Origin of the sequence: [Zimmermannella] alba NBRC 15616, assembly GCF_001570905.1 — a bacterium.
Taxonomy (GTDB): Bacteria; Actinomycetota; Actinomycetes; order Actinomycetales; family Microbacteriaceae; genus Pseudoclavibacter; species Pseudoclavibacter albus.
Window position 1 is genome coordinate 21,095 of sequence record NZ_BCSO01000005.1, and the last position, 19,809, is coordinate 40,903.

A 19,809-nucleotide genomic window follows, 5' to 3' on the forward strand; every position below is an offset into this window, starting at 1 on the left:
ATCATTTGGATGCGTTGTTGGCCTTTCGACTGCATTCGCCAGAGTATGAAGCAGCCACACATCATGGAGGTTCGGATGTTTACCACCGCAATCGCACGCACTCCTTCACGGAGCCTCATCGATGGCATTAGCCAGACCCCGGAGATGGGCAAGCCGGACTACGAGCTCGCCCTCAAGCAGCACGAGCGCTACGTCGAGATCCTTCGCGAGCTCGGCCTCAAGGTGACTGTGCTTGAGTCCGCTGAAGACTCCCCGGACAGCGTCTTCATTGAAGACAACGCCCTGTGCACCCCGCACGGCGTTGCCATCATCTCCCGCCCCGGTGCTGACACCCGCCGCGACGAGGTGAAGCTCCCGGACCTCCGTGCCGCCCTTGCTGAGCACTACGACACCATTGAAGAAGTTGTTGACCCGGGCACGGTTGACCCGGGTGACATTCTCATGGTCGGTGACCACTACTACATCGGTATTTCGCACCGCACGAACGATGCCGCTGCTGACCAGATCATCAAGATTCTTGAAGCACACGGCATGACCGGTGAAAAGGTGAAGGTGGAAGGCATTCTTCACCTCAAGGACGACGTTGTGTACCTGGACAAGAAGGATCTCATCGTCGCCAAGGCATATGAGAACCACCCGGCATTCGCCGACTACAACAAGATCGTCGTGGACGACGACGAGTACTACGCCGTGAACAGCCTCTGGATCAACGGCACCGTCATCGTTCCGGAAGGCTTCCCGAAGACCGAGAAGGCCATTCGTGACGCCGGCTACGAGGTTGTCCTCATCAACACCTCGGAGTTCGAGAAGATCACGGGTAGCCTCACCTGCATGTCGCTCCGCTTCTAAGGAGTGCCTCACAGCAGCGGCCCAGGTTCACGCAGCCTGGGCCGCTGCGTGTGTCCGGAGTGCCGTAATGGCGTTGAGCATTCGCACGCGCAGGTCTTGTGCCCGGGCTGCATAGTCGCGCTGCAGCTCCACGTAGGTGGCCTTGCCTTCGGGGGTCTCGACGGGAATCGCTGGGAGAGCGAAGGCGCTCACGTCGTAGGGCGAGGCCTGCATGTCGGTGTAGCGAATCTCGCGGGCGAGCTCGAAGGCGTCGAGGAGAAGCGTTCCAGGGATCGCGGGGCCAAGCTTCGTCGCCCACTTGTAGATGTCCATGTTTGCGTGGAGGCAGCCGGCCTGGTCGAGCTCAGGCTGGGATTCGCGGCAGGGCTGGATGGCGTTGAGCGGTCGCGCGTCCGGCGTGAAGAAGCGGAACGCGTCAAAGTGGCTGCACGCAATCTTGTGCCCGTCGACGACGGCATCCGTTCCGGCCTCGCCAAGGCGCAGGGGGAGGGGATGCCGGTGTTCGTCCTCGTGGTACACCATGGCCCATTCGTGCAGACCGAAGCAGCCAAATCGTGCGGGGCGATTGAGGATGCGCTTCGTGAGGTATTCGATGAAGTCGACGGTGCTGCCGCGGTCGGCCATGAACTGGGCGGCATCGAATTCGACGGCGTCAGCACCAGCTCTGCGGTACCAGCGCCAGGCGGTGTGCGGAGCATCCTGAGCGCCATCCAGTACGACTCCGGGGCCCGGGTGCCAGCGGCGAAGGATCGACGGCTTCACCGAGTAGTAGCTGAAGAGGAAGTCTTCGATTGCGTGCTTCTCGTGACGGTCACGCACGCTGCGCCACTCGCCGGTGAGAGCATCGGCGCGCTCGGCGTGCTCGCGAACTGCGCGCTGCCAGTCGTCGCGCGCGAGGTGTGTGCGCGGCATGGTGGCAGCGGTCGAGAGCATGCCATCCAGGGTATCGCCGCCCGCTAGTCGGGTGTGCCGAGCGTGACGGTGCTGCGGGGCCACGGGTCGGCAAAGTCGTGCCCCTCTGCCCATTCAACGAGCTCCTCATCGGAGAGGAGGCACTCTCGGAGCACCTGCTCAAAGGCGACGGTGTCGTCACGTTCGCCAATGAGGGTGATTTGCGTCCGTCGGTCGCCAACGAGGGGATCGAGCCGTGCGAGCGTTGCCTCGAGGACGCGTCGCTCATCATCGTTCAGGCGGGAACCGTCGTGCGTGAGGATGCCGGCCTTCCAGTATCCGAGCGCCTCGAGCCCAACACCTCCCGCGGCTTGATTCCAGAGCAGGACGAGATCGTCACGTGCGGGGAGCCAGAAGAATCCCTTGCTGCGGTACAGGCCTTGGGGGAGCTGCTCGGTGAAGGCGGTGTGGAGGCGCTCCGGATGGAACCCGCGCGGGGTGTCGATGACGAGCGAGGCGATGCCGTCCTCGCGACCAGCCTGCGCATCGGCGTCGTCGAGTTCGCGCCCGAGCTGCGCCACGCGTCGCGCATCATATGGCGGCGCCTTCATGACATCGGCGTAGCGGATGTTGCCGTAGCTCGTGCCACTGATCGCGGCGAACGGGTTGATGGGGGAGATGGCCTTCGCGATCTCCTGCACGTCCTCATCGCTGATTTTGTCGAGCTTGGTGAGCAAGATCCAGTTTGCAAACATGAGCTGCTCAGCCATGAGGTTTTCGATGCCGCGCGTTCCTTGCTGAAGGTGTTGCTGCAGTCTCGGCACGATGGCGTGGCCGAGCGCGAAGTCGTCGCGCAGCATTGCGCTGTCAATGAGTGACAGGAATCCGCGCAGCTCAAGCTTGGGATGCGTCCGCAAAAAACGGATGAGCGGCCACGGCCTCGTCGACCCCGAGGTTTCGATGATGAGGTGGTCAGGACGATAGCCCTCGAGGATGCGGTCGGTCTCCTCACGCAGCCGCTCGAGGAGTTCGGCCTCGTGGATCGAGCCGTCGTTGAGCGCCGCGAAGTTGCCGAGCGAGGGGCTCACGACCTCGGTGCCCTCGGCGACGACGCCATCCACATCGAGGGATGACATGTCGTTCACGATGATGGCGACACGTCCCGGCGGATCCTGCTTCGCGGACTGCGTGACGAGACTGTGGAGGAGCGTCGTCTTGCCAGAACCGAGGAACCCACTCAAAACGGTCACGGGAACCTGCTTTGGCATAACACTCCAGACGCGCGAGTTGAGAACGAATCCTCATAAGTGTAGGGGTGGCGCGCCGTGTGGGATTGTGGTCGCCCTCGCTGCTGGAATGCGGTAGTCTGTCCTGGTTGCACGCACGCGAGTGCGGAATGCCACGGGCTGTGGCGCAGCTTGGTAGCGCACTTGACTGGGGGTCAAGGGGTCGCAGGTTCAAATCCTGTCAGCCCGACGAGAAAGCCGCTGGGAAACCAGCGGCTTTTGTCGTTTCCACGGAATGAGCCCGTCACGAACGTTGTGCCACGATCGCACCGTGCGGGCGTGACGTCGTGTCGTGACGCTCATGTGTCTCCAAGACAGTGAATCCCACATGCTCGATACATGAGACGAACTCGTTCAAAGGCCAGAAATATGCGGTCGTTACAGCGTGTGAAAAAGGGGCGTGGGCCGGTGCGGTAAAGAACCCAACGAGGAAGCTACCGCCGGGTGATAGCGCGGCATGGCAGCTCTGCAGCGCTATGTCGAGGCGCACTGGATCGTGATGGATGAGGGAGTACCAAGCCAGGATTCCCATCGCTGAGTTTGCTGGCAAGGACTCAGCGCTGCCGAGAGCGAAACGGCATTGTGAGAATCGCTGCCGAGCTGAAGTAATGAATTCAACGGTCGGGTCAATACCCCGAACGTTGCAACCCTGGGCGGTCAGGAACTCGGTCCAATGGCCGGGGCCGCACCCGACGTCAATGATTGGACCCTTGATCTGGCGTCCCCAACGTGAAATAAGCTTCTGATCTTCAGCATGCGTGCTGTCCAGAGAACCGAGCGCCCGAACATACTCGTCGCTGCGTCGCCCATAAGCTTCGGAGACCTCACGCATCCGAAGTCCGCTTCGCGAGGCCGGGATAGTCAAGCACAACGCCCTGCCGGTCCACTTTGAGCTGTACATTTACCTGCCGAGTGCCACTGGCGTACGTCACGAGGCCATCGACAGACGGCGAACCGTAGTACTGGTCGGAGGCAATAACACGCAACGACGGTACCTCGACCCACGCCATGATGAGCGGCTGCACAGCGTGTGGCTGCGTGTGAAGGCCGAGTCGTCGAATCGGCATCGTATTCGTGAGTGGGCACAATCCGAGGTCGCAATCGAGGGCCTGGCTGAGATCTACATCATCGGCGATACCAGGAGCTCCGAGTGCCGTTGGCTGCTCACCGATCATTCCGACGTCATCGTGCCAATGCCCGTTGTCATCGCGTGTCAGCGCGAGATGACGGTTCCATCCGCTGCCGGTGGTAACGATCTCAAGGGAGCGGGTCACCCAATCCTCAGCAAGATCGAGTTGCCATGTGGCGGTATAGCGATGTGCGCGATGCGTGCCGCTGGCTGCGAAGGAGTTGATCTGCCAGAGGACATCAGCGGTGACACTGGCTTGAGGTTCCTCGGTGAGCTCCCACTCATAATGTGCCGTCATGCCGGGAAGGTAACAGACGATGAACGGAGGACACCGAGGCGGGTCCGGTCCAGAAGTGAAACTTCTGGACCGGACCCGCCTCGGTGGAGCCTTACGCGTCCTGCTCGAGGTCGCCCTTCAGGCCGCGGTCGCGGCGAGCGAGGAACAGTGCAGCACCTGCACCGAGGGCAGCTGCGGCACCAGCGAGAGCGCTGCCTGCATTCGCGTCAACACCGGTCGAGCTGAGGCTGCCGTCGCCAGCAGCCGGCGTTGCCGAAGCGGTCGGGGCAGCCGAGGCAGTCTCGGTGCTCGTCGGGGCTGCGGTCGGAGCGGCAGTCGCAGTCTCGGTCGGCTGCGGCTGGAGCTCAACGGCCGGGAGTACCTGAACAACCGTCGGACGCGGCCCAGCGAAGTTCGTGGCATTCGGCTCGCTCGTGATCGAACGGGCGCCGTTCGCAGCGTAGTCGGGGAAGTAGGAGTGCGGCTCCTCGAAAGTGCCCTCCTCACCCGGGTGCTGCACTGCGACGAAGACGTGCTTCTCGTCGTCGTGGACGACCGGGCCACAGGTCTCCGCGTCGCGCGGCACCGAGAGGAACTGCTCGACGAGACCACGCTCGGTGCCTTCAAGACCGACACGGAACAGACCGTCGTTGTAACCGATGCCATCGGGAGCACCGTCGGTCGAGATCCAGAGGTTGCCCTGCGAGTCGAAGGCGAGGTTGTCGGGGCAGGAAATCGGCGAGACCTTGTCGGCCGGGTAGCCCGAGAAGTAGGTGGCGTCGCCCTGTGCAACGTCACCGGCAACGATAAGAATGTTCCAGCGGAACATCGTCGCGTCAGCACGGTCACCGTTCTCGGTGATCTCGATGATGTGGCCGTCGCGGTTGTCAGTGCGCGGGTTCGCCTCGTCCGCGGCGGCCTTGCCATCCGCGCCACGCTTCGAGTTGTTCGTGCAGGCGACGTACACCTTGCCCGTGGTCGGCGAGGGCTGGACGTCCTCGCAACGGTCCATCTTCGTTGCGCCCACCTTGTCAGCGGCAAGACGCGTGTACACAAGCACCTCGACGTCCGAGAACCCGTCCACAACCGACTTGCCGTTCACCATGAGCGGGAGCCACTCGCCGGTGCCGTCGAAGGCGCCGTCCGAGGGGAGCTTGCCGGAGCCGTCGATCTCGGCGGCAGGCGAGTTGCCCGTGAACTTCGCGACGTAGAGGCTGCCCTTCTCCAGAAGCGTGAGGTTGTGCGCGCGGTCACCCTCGACGTACTTGTTCGCCGAAACGAACTTGTAGAGGTAGTCGAAACGCTCGTCGTCACCCGAGTAGGCAGCAACTGCGTTGTTCTCGTCGACGCGGATGTTGGCACCCTCGTGCTTGAAGCGGCCGAGCGAGGTGTGCTTGCGCGGGGTCGAGGTCGGGTCCATCGGGTCGATTTCGACGATCCAACCGAAGCGGTTGATTTCGTTCTCGTAGCCAGCGTTGCGGGCGTCGAAGCGCGGGTCCTGGTGCTCCCAGCCGCGAACCGTCTCCGCGTCGGCAAGGCCGTAACGCTTGTCGGTTGCCGAGGTGCCAGCGCTGCGGAAGTAGCTGTGGAAGTTCTCTTCACCCGAGAGGACGGTACCCCACGGGGTTGTGCCACCGGAGCAGTTGCCGAGCGTTCCGCGCACCTTGTCGCCCTCAACCGTCTTGAGGAGGTCCGAACCAGCAGCCGGGCCGGTGAAGACGAACTCGGTCTCGTCGGTCGTGAAGCGGCGGTTCTTCGCGCCACCAACGACGACCTCCCACGGAGCGTCAACGCGCGGACGCTTGAGCTCGACGACCGAGAAGCCGTGTGCTGCGCGACCGACGCTGCGCACGCGGTCGAGGTCGTTCGCGAGCTGGTCAGCCGGGAACATGATGTTCTCGTTCGTGTACTCGTGGTTCACGACGAGGAGCGCGTTGAGGTCGTCGAGGCGGATGACGTCCGTGTAGTCGCAGTTGTAACCGAACTGCTTCGCCTGAGCCTGAGCGGTCTGGTTCATGGAGTCGAACGTCGGGCTGTCCGCGAAGAGCGGGTCGCCCCAACGGATGAGCGGCACCCACGCGAAGGTCTCGGGGACCGTGAGCTCGTCCGTCTCGAAGTGGACCGGGTCGATGCGCGTGAACGGCATGTTCGGGTCGGTCTGGGCGCTCTGAGCCATGAGCGGCGATGCCGCCTCCACACGGCGCGGGCCACCGAACATGCTGAGCGCGACAGCACCAAACACGCCGCCAGCACCGAGACCGAGGGCGGCGCGACGAGAGATCGCCGCACCAGCGATGTCACGGAAGTAGCCGTTGTCCGAGGTATTGCACACCTCGCCGAGGCACTGGTTGGCGCACTTGAGCTGGCAGGTCACCGGGCTGCGCTTACCGCGGACATAGTCCGCCATGGGCAGCATGCGGCGAGGGTTCACATCGGTCACGTCGTACTCCTCAGGGTTCCGGGCAGATGGGGTTCAGACTGACTGCCGCGCAAGCATCCCTGACGACGAAGACCGTGAATTTGCGAAACCCTCGCCGCAAATTGAACGTTAGGTTGCCGCTTGATAACAATGCCTTCGGCGTGGCGGGCACAAAAAACGTGCGCCACAACGGGCGGCGCGTGAGAATAGGCCAATGCCATCTGCTGCTGCGGTCGACGACGCGACGTCGACAACCCCCTCCGAGCGAGGGCCCAAGACGTTCCTCACGAACAGCCTGCTCACCGGATCGCTCATCTTCGGGCTCTTCTTCGGTGCCGGAAACCTGATCTTCCCCGTGAGCCTCGGTCACGACGCCGGCGCTGCCATGTGGGTCACCCTCATCGGCTTTCTGCTGACGGCGGTTGGTCTTCCCGTTCTCGGCACGATTGCTGCAGCCCGCATCGCCCCGAACGACATCGTGGGCTTGTCCGGACGAGTGAGCCGGCGCTTCTCGCTCGTGTTCTGCTCGGCACTGTTCCTCACAATCGGACCGTTCTTTGCCGTGCCGCGCACCGCCACGGTGTCGTACGAGATGACAGTCGGGGCACTCGTTCCGAAGGATGCAGCACCGTATGCTCTCGCAATCTTCACCGTCGTGTTCTTCGCGCTCGTCGCCCTCGCAGCGTTCCGGCCCGGCAAGATCATGGACTACGTCGGCAAGTTCCTGACGCCGCTGTTTCTTGTGCTGCTCGCAGCAGTGCTCATTGCGGCAGTCGTCGTACCCATGACCACGACCCTGCCCGAGCCCACGGCATCCGCGTCCGAGCATCCCTTCGTGACCGGCATTATCGGCGGTTACAACACCATGGACGCACTCGGCGCGATGCTTTTCGCGATCGTCATCATCGATGCCGTCCGCCGACGCGGCGTCACCGAGCAGAAGAAGATTGCGGCGACGGTGACCGGCGGCGGCATCGTCGCGGCGATCACGATGGCGATCCTCTGCCTCGCGCTTGGCTACATGGGCGCAACGGCCAGCGCGCTCGCCGCACCCGGCGCGAACGGTGCGACGATTCTGAGGCTCGTCTCCAACCACTACTACGGCGCGATCGGCTCGGCGCTCGCGGGCGCCATCATGCTCGTCGCCTGTTTGAAGACGTCCATTGGTCTCATCACGGCAGGCTCGGAAACCTTCACGAAAATGTTCCCTCGTGCCCTCACCCAGCGTCAGTGGGTCGCGGTCTTTCTCATCGTGTCGGTGCTCGTCGCGAATGTCGGCCTCGACGTGATCATTGCCGCATCCCTGCCGGTGCTGCGCTTCCTCTACCCGCTCACGATCGTCTTCGTGGTGCTGGCGCTCCTCGGAGACAAGATTGCCTCGGGTGCCATCTCATACCGCGTCACGATCATCGTCACGGTGATCGCCTCGCTCCTCGACCTCGTGCAGCTGCTGCCGAGCGGTCCGCTCGTGGATGCCGTGACGGGCGTCGCCAAGGCGATCATGCCGGGCTACGAGCTCGGCCTCGGATGGATCCTGCCGTCGGTACTCGGCATGGCCATCGGGACTCTCGTTGAGCGGATGCTTGCGCGTCGCAACGTGACGGGTGCCACGGCAGACGAGCCGCAGCGCCCGTAGCGAAGCTGCCTAGCGGGTGGCGAGGACCTCGGCGACGTAGTCGACGTCCTTGTCACCGCGGCCCGACAGGTTCACGATGATGGCGGCTTCAGGCCCTAGCTCGCGCGCGAGCAAGCAGCCGTAGGCGACCGCGTGCGAGCTCTCGAGCGCGGGCAGGATGCCCTCGCATCGCGTGAGCGTCTGGAACGCCTCAAGCGTCTGCTCGTCCGTCACGGCCACGTAGTGTGCCCGGCCCGTCTCATTGAGGTAGACGTGCTGCGGGCCGACGCCCGGGTAGTCAAGCCCCGATGCGATCGAGTGGACGGGTGCTGGCTCGCCGTCCGCAGTCTGCAGCACTCGCGTCGCCATGCCGTGGAGCGTGCCAGGCGTGCCCAGCGACATCGTGGCGGCGTGGCGTGCCGTGTCAAGGCCCTCACCACCCGGCTCGACGCCGTACAGCTGCACCGATTGGTCCTCGAGGAACCCGCTGAACAGGCCCATCGCGTTCGAACCGCCGCCGACGCACGCGACAGCCGCATCCGGAAGACGTCCCTCTGCTTCGAGGAACTGCGCGCGGGCCTCGCGGCCGACGACGCTCTGGAAATCACGCACCATGCTCGGGTAGGGGTGCGGACCGACCACGGAGCCGATCGCAAAGAGATACTCCTCGGGACATGCCGCGAAGGTTGCAAACGCAGAATCGACAGCTTCCTTGAGCGAGGCACCGCCTTCCTCAACCGAGACAACCTTCGCGCCGAGCATGTTCATGCGCACCACGTTCGGGTGCTGCTTGGCAACGTCAATCGCACCCATGTGGATCTCGCACTCAAGGCCAAGGAGCGCCGCAGCAGTGGCGAGGGCAACACCGTGCTGGCCCGCACCGGTCTCGGCAATGAGCTTCGTCTTCCCCATGCGCTTCGCGAGGAGCGCCTCGCCGAGACAGTGGTTGATCTTGTGCGATCCGGTGTGGTTGAGGTCCTCGCGCTTCATGTAGATGCGGGCACCACCGACGTGCTCGCTCAGACGGTCAGCGCGGTAGAGGAGCGAGGGGCGGCCGACGTAGCGCGAGAGCAGCGCCTGGTAGTCCTCGAGGAACGTCGAGTCTTGGCGGGCTTCCTCGTAGGCGATGGCAACTTCGCGCATCGGCTCCACAAGGTGGGGCGGGAGGAAAGATCCGCCGTAGTTGCCGAAGAATCCGGGGGCCTGCTGTTCGGTCATGGTGTGTCCTTTCGGTGGTGTCGTTCCCGAAGAGACACAAGAAAAGCCGCCCCTTCGGGCGGCTCGTGTGCGTCAGCAACAAGAGGGGTCCGCCCTTAGGCGGCCCACCAGCTCTGCATTGCGTTGCGTGACATGTCACGAAGCGTAGCGCATGTTCCTGGCCCCTTGGTACAGGAACACGTGCGGGATGTCGTTATGTGCGTGAATGCGCGGGACAATAGGAGTCATGTCGTCTACCACCCGAGAGAAGCAGGCAGGCTCCGGCCTGACGCTGCTGGTTGCATCGCTCACCTTTGGACTCTTCTTTGGCGCGGGAAACCTCATCTTCCCGGCAAGCCTTGGTGTGCAGTCCGGTTCTGCGACGATGTGGACGACGCTTGGCTTCCTCCTCACCGCGGTGGGCCTGCCCATCATCGGTGTCATTGCTGCAGCACGATCAGAGACGCGAAGCCTGCACGAGCTTGCCTCCCGAGTGAGCCCGGGCTTCGCGGTGTTCTTCACCGCCGCGCTCTACCTGACGATCGGCCCGTTCTTTGCCGTGCCCCGTACCGCAACGGTCTCCTACGAGATGGGCTTCTCGAACCTCCTGCCGGAGGGCTTCGGAGGATGGGGGCTGTTCCTCTTCAGCCTCGTGTTCTTTGGTCTTGTCACGGCAGCGGCACTTCGCCCGGGCAAGCTCATGGACTACGTCGGCAAGTACCTCACGCCGCTGTTCATCGTCCTCCTCTCTGCGGTGCTCATCGCCGCCTTCGTCGCACCCATGGGCGCAGCTTCCGAGTCGCCGATCGGTGACTACGCGAGCCAGCCCTTCGCACAGGGCCTGCTCGACGGCTACAACACGATGGATGCGCTCGCCTCGCTCGCGTTCTCCATCGTCATCCTTGAAGCCGTCCGCCAGCGTGGCGTGACTGACCCGAAGAGGATGGCCACTGCGGTGACCAAGGGCGGGCTCATTGCGGCCCTGCTCATGGCGATCATCTACTCATCGCTTGCCTACATGGGTGCCACCGCGACGGGACTTGAAAGCCGCGACGTCAACGGCGCTGTGGTGCTCTCGACGACCGCGAACCACTACTACGGTGCCATCGGTATGGCGCTGGCTGCCGCCATCATGCTCGTCGCCTGCCTGAAGACCGCGATTGGGCTGGTGACGGCCTGCTCGGAGATGTTCGCCGAGATGTTCCCGAAGGCGCTCTCACAACGAGCGTGGGTCATCGTCTTTAGCGTCATTTCCTGCGCTCTCGCGAACGTTGGTCTCGACATGATCATTGGCGCCGCGGTGCCGGTGCTGAGATTCCTCTACCCGATTGCGATCATGCTCATCGTGCTCGCGCTCCTTGGTCCTGTCGTCGCCCGCAAGCGACTCGTGTACGTCGTGACGATCACGGTGACGGCGCTTGCCTCCCTACTCGACATCGCACAGCTCGCACCAGACGTCCCAGGCCTCTCGTCGCTTGTTGAGGTGTGCAAGGCAGTTCTGCCCGGCTACGAGCTCGGCTTCGGATGGGTCGCGCCAGCGCTCCTCGCCCTCGCGGTGTCGCTTGTGATCGCCTTCGCTTCGGGCACGAAGAAGCCGGCGGCTGCCTAGCGCAACCGCCGGCCATCCGGCTCCCTTACTTGTTGGCCCGTTGGGCGCCCTCACCGAGCGATTCGAGTTTCGCCCAGGCGATATCCGGGTGGATTCGGCCGCCGAGACCGCAGTCTGTGGCAGCAAAGACGCGATCCTTGCCGACAAGCTCCGTGAAATGACGCAGCCGCTGCGCCACGAGATCGGGATGCTCGACGACGTTGGTGGCGTGTGAGACGACCCCGGGTACGAGGACGAGATCATCGGGAATAAGGTGCTTCGCCTCGTGCCAGTGCACCCATTCGTGTTCGTGGCGAACGTTGCCCGCTTCGAACGAGATCTGACCGACGTTGGCCTTCAAAATGACGGGCAGAATGTGTCGAATCTCGATGTCAGTTGTGTGAGGTCCATGCCACGAGCCCCAACACAGGTGGAGACGCAGCTGCTCCTTCGGAAGCCCCTTGAGCGCTTCATTGAGTGCCTCAACACGGCTCGAAATGAACGCCTGATAGTCGGCAACGCTGGGTTCCGGGTTGATCTGGTCCCAGCTTTCCGCGAGGTACGGATCATCGAGCTGAAGCGTGAGCCCGGCGTTGACGATCGCCTCGTATTCTGGGCGGAGTGCCTCCACCCAGGCGTGCAGGTGTTCATCGTCGTTCGCGTAGAACTCGTTCCGGATGCGGGATGCGGATGCGGGCGCGATCGCGGTGAGGAAACCCTCCTCGTTGTCGTTGAGTGCAGCCTTGAGGTTCGCGATGTCGTTCGCGACGGCGTCGTGCCCGCGGTAGCTCAGCGCGCTCGTCGTGGAGGGAATCCCCGTCGCCTTCTTGCCGTGCACGGCCCCGCTCGTCGGGTCAGCGTACACGCGCGGGAAGCGCTCGCGGTCGCGGCGGTCCGCCATTGTCGTGAGACGAATGTTGCCCGGTTCAGAGCGCACCGCCGGGCCGTTGAACGGGTCAAACTCGGTGAGGGTCAAGCCGTTCACACGCTGGAACGAATACGCCCACCACGCCCCGTAATCGACCGGGTTTGACATCGCCTTGCCGAACTCACCATCGCCGGGAAACGTGATGCCGAGCGCGCGCTGGCGCTCCACGACATCAGCCACGGCTGCACGGGTGAGGGCATCGTGTTCGGGGCTTCGCTCGAGGGTGAACCCATCATCGGCGAATGAGCGACCGGCATTGGCCGCGAGCAGGGCATCCGTGCGGGGAAGGCTGCCGGCTGTGGAGGTACGAATCTCGGTCATAGGGGAAGTCCTTTCCTTGGGGTTTTCCCAGCCTGACCCGGGCTCCCGTGCGGTCGCGAGCCGAGCCGTCACGGACGGTGACATCCCGTCACACAACGAAATGAGCGTGGCGCCGCACCAGGCTTGGTGCGGCGCCACGCTCGTGTGTGGAGGTGTTACTTCACGAGCTCCTCGAGGCATTCGCGAACGATCGCGAGGCCGTGCTCGAGCTCTTCGTCGGTGATGGTGAGCGAGGGCAGGAACTTGAGTACCTCGTCCTTGGCACCCGAGGTCTCGATGATGAGACCACGCTGGAAGGCTGCCGCCGACACCTGGCCTGCGAGCTCCGGCATCTTCACGCTCGCGACGCCCATCATGAGGCCGCGACCGCGAACCTCGAACTCGGCGGCAGGGAAATCCGTAGCAAGAGCCGAGAGACGGGTCTTGAGGACGTCGTGCTTGCGGCGCACCTCGGCTGCGAAGTCGTCGTTCGACCAGTACAGCTCAAGAGCCTTCGCAGCGGTCACGAAAGCGAGGTTGTTGCCGCGGAAGGTACCGGTGTGGGCACCCGGCTCCCAGACATCCACCTCGGGCTTCATGAGCAGGATCGACATCGGCAGGCCCGAAGCAGACAACGACTTCGACACCGTGACGAGGTCCGGCACAATGCCCGACTCTTCGAAGGAGAAGAAGTTACCCGAACGGCCGACACCAGCTTGGATGTCGTCGACGATGAGGAGGATCTCGTGGCGCTCGGTGATCTCACGCAGGCGCTTGAGCCACTCCGGGCGAGCGGCGTTGAGGCCGCCCTCACCCTGGATCGTTTCGACGATGACAGCGGCCGGAAGATCAAGACCCGAACCAGTGTCCTCGAGCATCTTCTCGAAGAGGTCGAGCGTGTCGAAATCCTCACCGAGGTAGCGGTCGTAGGGGAGACGCGTCACCTCAGGGAGGGTTGCGCCACCGGCACGGCGATACTTCGCGTTGGCGGTCGCAGCGAGCGCACCCATCGAGAGGCCGTGGAAACCGTTCGTAAACGCGACGACGTTCGAGCGGCCCGTTGCCTGGCGGGCGACCTTGAGCGCCGCCTCAACGACGTTCGCGCCGGTCGGCCCGGTGAACTGCACCTTGTAGTTGAGTCCGCGGGGCTTCAGGATCTTCTCGTCGAGCAGTTCGAGGAAGTTGCGCTTGGCAACGGTCGCCATGTCGAGACCGTGCATGATGCCGCCATCAGCGAGGTACTGCTGGAGTGCCTCGATGAAGGCCGGGTTGTTGTGCCCGTAGTTGAGCACGCCAGCACCGGCAAAGAAGTCGAGGTACTCACGGCCATCCTCGTCAACGAGGGTTGATCCGTGGGCGCGTTCAAACACCACCGGGAAGGCACGAACGTAGCCGCGCACCTCCGACTCCATACGGTTCATGGTCTCAAGACCGTGCATAGCAACTCCTTCCGATCGGCTGCGATCGCAGCCACCTCGACGAGGGTAGACCCGGAAGCCCCGCGAACGGTGAACATTTGTTGCGACACTCAGCTCCGAACGAGCATGTCCTCGCGGTCAAAATCGACGCGCTCACCGATCGTCGTGGCGTGTCCTTGTTCGACATCCAAGTGGGAAGCCGCGCGATTGCGCATGACGAGGATCGTCGTGATGAGCGTCGCCAGAATCGCCGCCATGACAAGCCCGGTGAACACCGGGATGGTGTCCGCCTTCTTTGCCCACTCGTAGAGCATCGGGGCGGTACCGCCGAAGATCGAGTTGGAGATGCCGTAGCTGAGCCCAACACCGAGCGCACGCACATGGGCTGGGAAGAGCTCTGCCTTAAAAATGGCATTGATCGAGGTGTACCCGGTCAGGAACACGTAGCTGACGGAGATGAGGAACGCTGCCATCGCCGGATCCGTCTGCTGCGGCAGGAGCGCAATCACGATCGGCGTCCACACGAGCGCCGTGATGCCGAAGAACATGAACACGGTCTTCCGTCCGAGCCTGTCGGAGAGGAGGCCACCGATCGGCTGCAGCAGCATGAGGAAGGTGAGCGTGCCCAGGTTGATCCAGTTCGCGATCATCGGGTCAGCATCCTGAAACGTTGACTTGATGATCGCCGGGCCCGAGATCGAGTACGTGTAGAACGCGATCGTGCCGCCAGCGGTGAAGAGGAAGCAGACGAGCATCGGCTTCCAATAGTGCTTCACGAGTTCGATGACTGAACCTGCTCCGCGAGCGGCACCCGACTTCACTGCCTCGATCGAACCCGTCGAGAGCGTCTCATCCATTGAGCTGCGCAGCCACAGCACGATCATCGCAGCAACCGCACCGATGAAGAACGGGATGCGCCAGCCGCCATCCTCAAGGCCCTGCTTGCCCATGAACGACTGCAGGACGAGGAGCGTGAGCTGTGCGAGCACGTGGCCACCCACAAGTGTTACGTACTGGAAGGACGAGAAGAACCCGCGTCGACGAGCAGTTGCCGTCTCAGACATGTACGTCGCCGAGGAGGCGTACTCGCCGCCGGTCGCGAACCCCTGGATGAGGCGCAGCAGCATGAGTGCGGCAGCAGCCCACATGCCGATGGCCTCCCGCGTCGGCAAGAGCGCGATCGTGAGCGAGCCGAGTGCCATCACCGACACCGAGAGCGTGAGCGCCGCACGACGGCCACGACGGTCGGCAAAGCGGCCGAAGAACCAGGCGCCGAGGGGCCTCGCGAGGAACGTGACCGCAAAGCCAGCCCACACCCAAATATCGGAATTTGGGTCATCCTTCGGAAAGAAGCTGGCCTTGAAGTACGCCTGGAAGACGGAGTACGTGTACACGTCGTACCACTCGACGAGATTGCCGAGCGAGCCCTTCAACGTATTGGCGATGGCCCGGCCGGTAGTTTGCGGCGTGCGCAGGGTACGCGGGGTTGCAGCAGAAGTTGTCATCGTTGACCCTTCGAGCGACGGTCGTCATTGTCCGTTGCACCGCCTGGTCATCGCCATTGACAACCCTGTGGTGCAGGCGCTGGTGCGCTTCGGGGCAGCCTAACCCGAGAACCCGGAAACCGCGAGTGCACCCCACCGCTTGACTCGGTGGGGTGCACTCGCGGAGAAGGGCCTAGCTCTCGTAGGCGCGTCCCTGCTCCACATCGAGGTGGGTTTCCCCTTTGTTCCGCATGACGACGAGCGTCGTCACAAGCGTCACCGAAATACAGAACGTCACGTACACCGTGAACCACACCGTCGCCCCGTTTGCCTTCGCGAGCTGGTAGATCATCGGCGAGGTGCCACCAAAGATCGAGTTCGCAAGACCGTAGCCAAGGCCAACCGCGAGGGCGCGGACGTGCGCCGGAAAGAGCTCCGCCTTGAAGATGGCGTTGATCGAGGTGTATCCGGTGAGGATGACATAGCTCACGCAGATCATGAGGAATGCCATCCAGCCGTTCTGCTGCTGCGGGAGGAACGTAAGGACCACCCACGTCCACGCGACGCCGAGGACGCCGAAGAAAAGGAAGACGGGCTTGCGGCCAATCTTGTCCGAAATGAGGCCACCGATCGGCTGAATGAGCATGAAGAAGGTGAGGCTCGCCAGGTTGATCCAGTTCGCGATCATTGGATCCGTTTCCTTGAAGGTCGCCTTGATGACCGCCGGTCCATTGACCGAATACGTATAGAAGGCGACCGTTCCGCCGAAGGTGAAGAGGAAGCACACGAGCAGCGGCTTCCAGTAGTGCAGGAAGAGTTCCTTCACCGTGCCGGTCTGGGTAATCACACCGGTACGAACCTTCTCGAGGTACTCACTCGAAAGTGACTCATCCATCGTCTTCCGCAGCCAGAACACAATGAGCGCGCCAATCGCACCAATGAAGAACGGGATACGCCAACCCCACGCCTCAAGCTCAGGCTTTGACATGAAGGCCGTGAGCAGCAGCAGCGTGAGCTGTGCGAGCACGTGACCGCCAACGAGCGTCACGTACTGGAACGACGAGAAGAAGCCGCGACGGTTCGCGGTTGCCGCCTCCGACATGTACGTCGCGCTCGCGGCATACTCGCCACCGGTGGCGAAGCCCTGCACAAGTCGAATGAACATGAGGAGCACGGCCGCCCACACGCCAATATCCACGCGGGTGGGGAGGATGGCAATGGCGAGTGAGCCGATCGCCATGATCGTCACCGAGAGCGTGAGCGACGCCTTACGACCGTGACGGTCAGCAAATCGGCCGAAGAACCAGGCACCAAGTGGGCGCGCCAGGAACGTGAGCGCAAAACCCGCCCAAATGTAGATGTCAGCGTTCTCGTCTTCCGGGGCAAAGAACTGGTCCTTGAAGTAGGTCTGGAAGACCGAGTAGGCGTAGACGTCGTACCACTCAATGAGGTTGCCGAGTGAACCCTTCAGCGTGTTCCCGATGGCTCGGGCTGTCGAAGTGGGAGCGTGCAGCGCAGTGGTGTCTTGGGTCATGGGGGCCTTTCCGCATCGTGGCAACGTCGCCACTGGGGCGTGGTCAAGAACTCGCACCGCGGGCTTTCATGGCATCCGAGGGCGAACGAAGTGATCCTAACGGCCGCTCTCACATTCGCCTAGGGCACATGTCCCCACGACACAGCGATGGCTGCGCTCACCCACGGCGAGCGCAGCCATCGCTCGGCTACGCAGCGTGCTCGGTCACTGTGCGGCGCAGACGCTCGAGACCACGTTCGAACTCCTTGCCGATCATCTTGTCCATCTTGAGGAAGAAACGGCCGATCTTCATGAAGCCCGTTGATGACTTGAGCCTAATGATCCAGCGCTGGGAACTCGTCTGGCTCGGTTCCATCGTCGGGCCGACCGAGCGTGTAGCGCAGGACGCCCCACAGGTCGGGCTCTTGACGCTCCGTGGCGGGGTCGTCCAAGCACGATTCGAGCAGCTGTTGCAGCTCCTGCTCGTCAAGGTCCTCGCCGATGAGCACGAGGCGTGTTTCGCGCTCGCGGTCGCGTGGTCGTGGCCGCTGCTCGAAGGCTCGCCAGCCGCCGACGGCCTGTGCAACAAACTCGAAGCGGCGATGCCCCGGCGCGTTGAACCAGGTGATGCCCTTGGCGCGCACGACACCAGCCGGAAGGCTCGAGAGTAGGTCCAACAGACGGGCAGGATGCGCGGGCCTCGGATCGCAGATGCTCACGGACTGCGCATGGTGGTGATGCTCGTGCTCGTCGTCCTCTGCGAACAGCGCTGCGAGGGGGAGTTCGTCGGGCGCGTCTTCGCGAGGCGCGCTCGCATCGTAAAGGAGTGCGGGATCGATGCGGCCAAAGGATGCCGTGACCAGGGGAGCCTCGGCGCCGAGCGCTTGAATGCGGCGGGTGAGTTCGTCCACGTCATCGCACTGATCAAGCTTGTTGAGCACGATGAGGGAGGCGACCCGGAGCCGGTCTGGGGCGATCAGCAGCGTGGCGTCCTTGTGGTTCGAGAAGGTGGCGAGATCAAGCACTTCCACGATCCCGCCGAAGCGAACGCGCGGCACGGGTGAGGACATGACCATGCGCGCGAGCTGTCGAGGCTCGGCAAGCCCCGATGCTTCGAGCACGATGACATCCAGTTGCAGCTCTGGGCGGCTCAGCGACTGGAGGGCATCGTCGAGGCCGCTCGTGTCGGCAAGACAGCACAGGCATCCGCCGGAAATGGAGCGGGCTGCGTCAACGTGGCCCGAGACGAGGAGCGAGTCCACATCGACTGCGCCGAAGTCGTTGATGATGACGCCGACGCGGCCGCCGCCCTTCGCGAGAACATGATTGAGGATCGTGGTCTTGCCGCTCCCGAGCGACCCAGAGAGCACCACCACGGGGACTCGGAGTTGCGTCATCGTGCCTCTCACTCTGCCTCGGGACGTGCGCACGAGCATAGTCAGCGGCGAGCGAAGCTGCACACCGGCGGAGATAACGACGCTGCGCCCGAGCAGATGCTCGGGCGCAGCGTGAACGTTGTGGGAGAGAACTACGCGACGGGCGTGATGCTCTCGGCCTGCGGGCCCTTCGGGCCGGGGGTCGTCTCGAACTCAACGCGCTGGTTCTCTTCGAGCGAGCGGTAGCCGGTGGCGTTGATTGCACTGAAGTGTGCGAAGACATCCTTCGAGCCGTCATCCGGGGTGATGAAGCCGTAGCCCTTTTCAGCGTTGAACCACTTCACGATTCCAGTAGCCATGTGTTGATCTCTTTCCATCGGTGCACCAGTGCGGTGCGGTGACGCGATCCCATCGGTTTGATGGGCGCAGTGCGCGTGTCAGGCGCTGCTGCCGGGTACTGCACCGATGTTGCGAACGACATGGAAACGCAGACCGCCGAAGCGGAGACAGACAAATCGGAGATCGAAGCAAAGCTTGCCCAGACGGGGCCGAGTCGATCTCAGGGGCTTACGAAGAACATGAAGGTGTCGCGGTTCGCGCTGCGGCAAGTTCATATTCTCGGGATTGCTCTCGAGAACATGTGTCACACTACGCGACATTCGGTGGCGGCGCGCCGATCGCTACCAAGCGTTTCCTGGGGACAGTCTGCGTGCTAGGCGAGGGGAACGAGACCGGTTGCTTCGAGGGCACGGTCGATGCGCTCAAGTGCTGCGGGACCAACGCCATGGAGCGCTTCGATGCGGGAGCGTGCCGTGCCGGCAAGTTCGTCGAGCGAGGTGATGCCTGCGGCTTCGAGGGCGCGGCGGGCTGGCGCGGACAGCTCTGGCAGTGGCGTGCGATCGTCACCCTTGCCGCGGTAGAAGCGTTCGCGCTTCGGGTCGAGCTGGTCCAGGAGCTGCTCGCTGATGGCTCCGAGAGTCGCAAACTGTTCCGGCGTGAGGGCATCGACGATCGTGCTGCGCACGTAGGCGACGTGCTGCGGGGCCGTCGAGACCAGCAGTTGGCGGCCAGCGTCGGTGATGAGCGCGTCGCTCGCGCGGGCATCGCAGTCGTGGCGTCGGCGCGTCACTGCCTGGCGCACTTCAAGCCCGGAGACAACCCGAGACAGGCGGGCGAGCGAGGAATTCGTGCGGGCGGCGAGGCGCTTGAGCTGCATGGCACCGTCGGGGGACTCCGCGAGCATGTGGAGCACGTAGTACTCGAAATGCGTGAGCCCGGCGTCGCGCTTGAGCTGGGCGTCAATCGCGGCGGGCAAAAGCTCGAGGACGGCGACGAATCGCTCCCAGTGTTCGAGCTCGTCAGACGTGAGCCATCGAGGTTCGACTGGGGATTCGGACGGTGTCGCCGCCGATGGCGTCTGCGTGGACATACAGACATTCTCCCACCGCACCGCGCCTGCGTACATCGAAGCCTCAGCCTGGCCTGTGCGAGCATCGAAGGGCATCCCCGCAGTGTGGCGGAGACGAACGACAAGGAGAG

The 19,809-nt window shown here is 63.4% G+C and carries 16 protein-coding genes and 1 tRNA gene; 4 read left to right on the top strand and 13 right to left on the bottom strand.

What is annotated here, in order from left to right; translation table 11 throughout:
* The first annotated feature begins 75 nt into the window (after nucleotides 1-75).
* A complete protein-coding gene (locus ZAL01S_RS04935) occupies nucleotides 76-849 on the top strand; it encodes a dimethylarginine dimethylaminohydrolase family protein (RefSeq protein ID WP_066080616.1) in 774 nt (257 codons plus the stop codon).
* Between the two features lie 27 nt (nucleotides 850-876).
* Here the strand turns inward: ZAL01S_RS04935 and ZAL01S_RS04940 are convergent, their stop codons facing one another.
* Complete coding sequence (locus ZAL01S_RS04940; protein WP_083523077.1) at nucleotides 877-1,782, bottom strand: 3-methyladenine DNA glycosylase; 906 nt, start codon at nucleotides 1,780-1,782, stop codon at nucleotides 877-879.
* A 23-nt stretch (nucleotides 1,783-1,805) separates the two neighbouring features.
* Nucleotides 1,806-3,008 carry a CobW family GTP-binding protein gene (locus tag ZAL01S_RS04945; protein ID WP_066080619.1) on the bottom strand — a complete coding sequence of 401 codons (1,203 nt, stop codon included), beginning with the start codon at nucleotides 3,006-3,008 and terminating at the stop codon, nucleotides 1,806-1,808.
* A gap of 134 nt (nucleotides 3,009-3,142) precedes the next feature.
* Between ZAL01S_RS04945 and ZAL01S_RS04950 the strand changes: the two genes are divergently transcribed.
* Nucleotides 3,143-3,216 (top strand) — tRNA-Pro (locus ZAL01S_RS04950).
* 54 nt (nucleotides 3,217-3,270) lie between these two features.
* Here ZAL01S_RS04950 and ZAL01S_RS09755 read toward each other — a convergent pair.
* The 3 genes from ZAL01S_RS09755 to ZAL01S_RS04960 all read right to left on the bottom strand — a co-directional run bounded on the left by ZAL01S_RS09755 (nucleotide 3,271) and on the right by ZAL01S_RS04960 (nucleotide 6,848).
* A complete protein-coding gene (locus ZAL01S_RS09755) occupies nucleotides 3,271-3,927 on the bottom strand; it encodes a class I SAM-dependent methyltransferase (protein WP_306301591.1) in 657 nt (218 codons plus the stop codon).
* A complete protein-coding gene (locus ZAL01S_RS04955; protein ID WP_083523079.1) occupies nucleotides 3,851-4,453 on the bottom strand; it encodes a putative glycolipid-binding domain-containing protein in 603 nt (200 codons plus the stop codon). The genes ZAL01S_RS09755 and ZAL01S_RS04955 overlap by 77 nt, the downstream gene beginning before the upstream one ends.
* A 91-nt stretch (nucleotides 4,454-4,544) precedes the next feature.
* Nucleotides 4,545-6,848, bottom strand: coding sequence for a PhoX family protein (locus ZAL01S_RS04960; RefSeq protein WP_083523095.1), 2,304 nt, complete (start codon nucleotides 6,846-6,848; stop codon nucleotides 4,545-4,547).
* A gap of 217 nt (nucleotides 6,849-7,065) precedes the next feature.
* Between ZAL01S_RS04960 and brnQ (ZAL01S_RS04965) the strand changes: the two genes are divergently transcribed.
* Entirely contained in the window at nucleotides 7,066-8,487 is a 1,422-nt protein-coding gene (gene brnQ / locus ZAL01S_RS04965; RefSeq protein ID WP_066080621.1) for a branched-chain amino acid transport system II carrier protein, read from the top strand.
* 9 nt (nucleotides 8,488-8,496) lie between these two features.
* Here the strand turns inward: brnQ (ZAL01S_RS04965) and trpB are convergent, their stop codons facing one another.
* A complete protein-coding gene (gene trpB / locus ZAL01S_RS04970) occupies nucleotides 8,497-9,684 on the bottom strand; it encodes a tryptophan synthase subunit beta (protein ID WP_066080624.1) in 1,188 nt (395 codons plus the stop codon).
* Between the two features lie 226 nt (nucleotides 9,685-9,910).
* Here trpB and brnQ (ZAL01S_RS04975) point away from each other — a divergent pair, with 226 nt between their 5' ends.
* Nucleotides 9,911-11,272 (top strand): branched-chain amino acid transport system II carrier protein, encoded by a 1,362-nt coding sequence (brnQ, locus tag ZAL01S_RS04975; protein WP_066080626.1) that lies wholly within the window; start codon nucleotides 9,911-9,913, stop codon nucleotides 11,270-11,272.
* Nucleotides 11,273-11,297: 25 nt separating this feature from the next.
* On the opposite strand, the gene ZAL01S_RS04980 is transcribed toward brnQ (ZAL01S_RS04975), so the two are convergent.
* The 7 genes from ZAL01S_RS04980 to ZAL01S_RS10480 all read right to left on the bottom strand — a co-directional run bounded on the left by ZAL01S_RS04980 (nucleotide 11,298) and on the right by ZAL01S_RS10480 (nucleotide 19,699).
* Nucleotides 11,298-12,500 carry a cobalamin-independent methionine synthase II family protein gene (locus ZAL01S_RS04980; RefSeq protein ID WP_066080629.1) on the bottom strand — a complete coding sequence of 401 codons (1,203 nt, stop codon included), beginning with the start codon at nucleotides 12,498-12,500 and terminating at the stop codon, nucleotides 11,298-11,300.
* A gap of 155 nt (nucleotides 12,501-12,655) precedes the next feature.
* The gene (gene ectB, locus ZAL01S_RS04985; RefSeq protein WP_066080632.1) at nucleotides 12,656-13,918 is read right to left on the bottom strand and encodes a diaminobutyrate--2-oxoglutarate transaminase; all 1,263 of its coding nucleotides are present in this window, start codon (nucleotides 13,916-13,918) and stop codon (nucleotides 12,656-12,658) included.
* 89 nt (nucleotides 13,919-14,007) lie between these two features.
* Nucleotides 14,008-15,402, bottom strand: a complete 1,395-nt coding sequence (locus ZAL01S_RS04990; RefSeq protein ID WP_066080635.1) for an MFS transporter — start codon at nucleotides 15,400-15,402, stop codon at nucleotides 14,008-14,010.
* A gap of 172 nt (nucleotides 15,403-15,574) precedes the next feature.
* Entirely contained in the window at nucleotides 15,575-16,915 is a 1,341-nt protein-coding gene (locus ZAL01S_RS04995; RefSeq protein WP_066080638.1) for an MFS transporter, read from the bottom strand.
* A gap of 314 nt (nucleotides 16,916-17,229) precedes the next feature.
* The gene (locus ZAL01S_RS05000) at nucleotides 17,230-18,291 is read right to left on the bottom strand and encodes a CobW family GTP-binding protein (RefSeq protein WP_159421596.1); all 1,062 of its coding nucleotides are present in this window, start codon (nucleotides 18,289-18,291) and stop codon (nucleotides 17,230-17,232) included.
* A gap of 131 nt (nucleotides 18,292-18,422) precedes the next feature.
* Complete coding sequence (locus ZAL01S_RS05005; protein WP_066080643.1) at nucleotides 18,423-18,629, bottom strand: cold-shock protein; 207 nt, start codon at nucleotides 18,627-18,629, stop codon at nucleotides 18,423-18,425.
* Nucleotides 18,630-18,982: 353 nt separating this feature from the next.
* A complete protein-coding gene (locus ZAL01S_RS10480) occupies nucleotides 18,983-19,699 on the bottom strand; it encodes a MarR family transcriptional regulator (protein WP_217995469.1) in 717 nt (238 codons plus the stop codon).
* Between the last annotated feature and the right edge of the window lie 110 nt (nucleotides 19,700-19,809).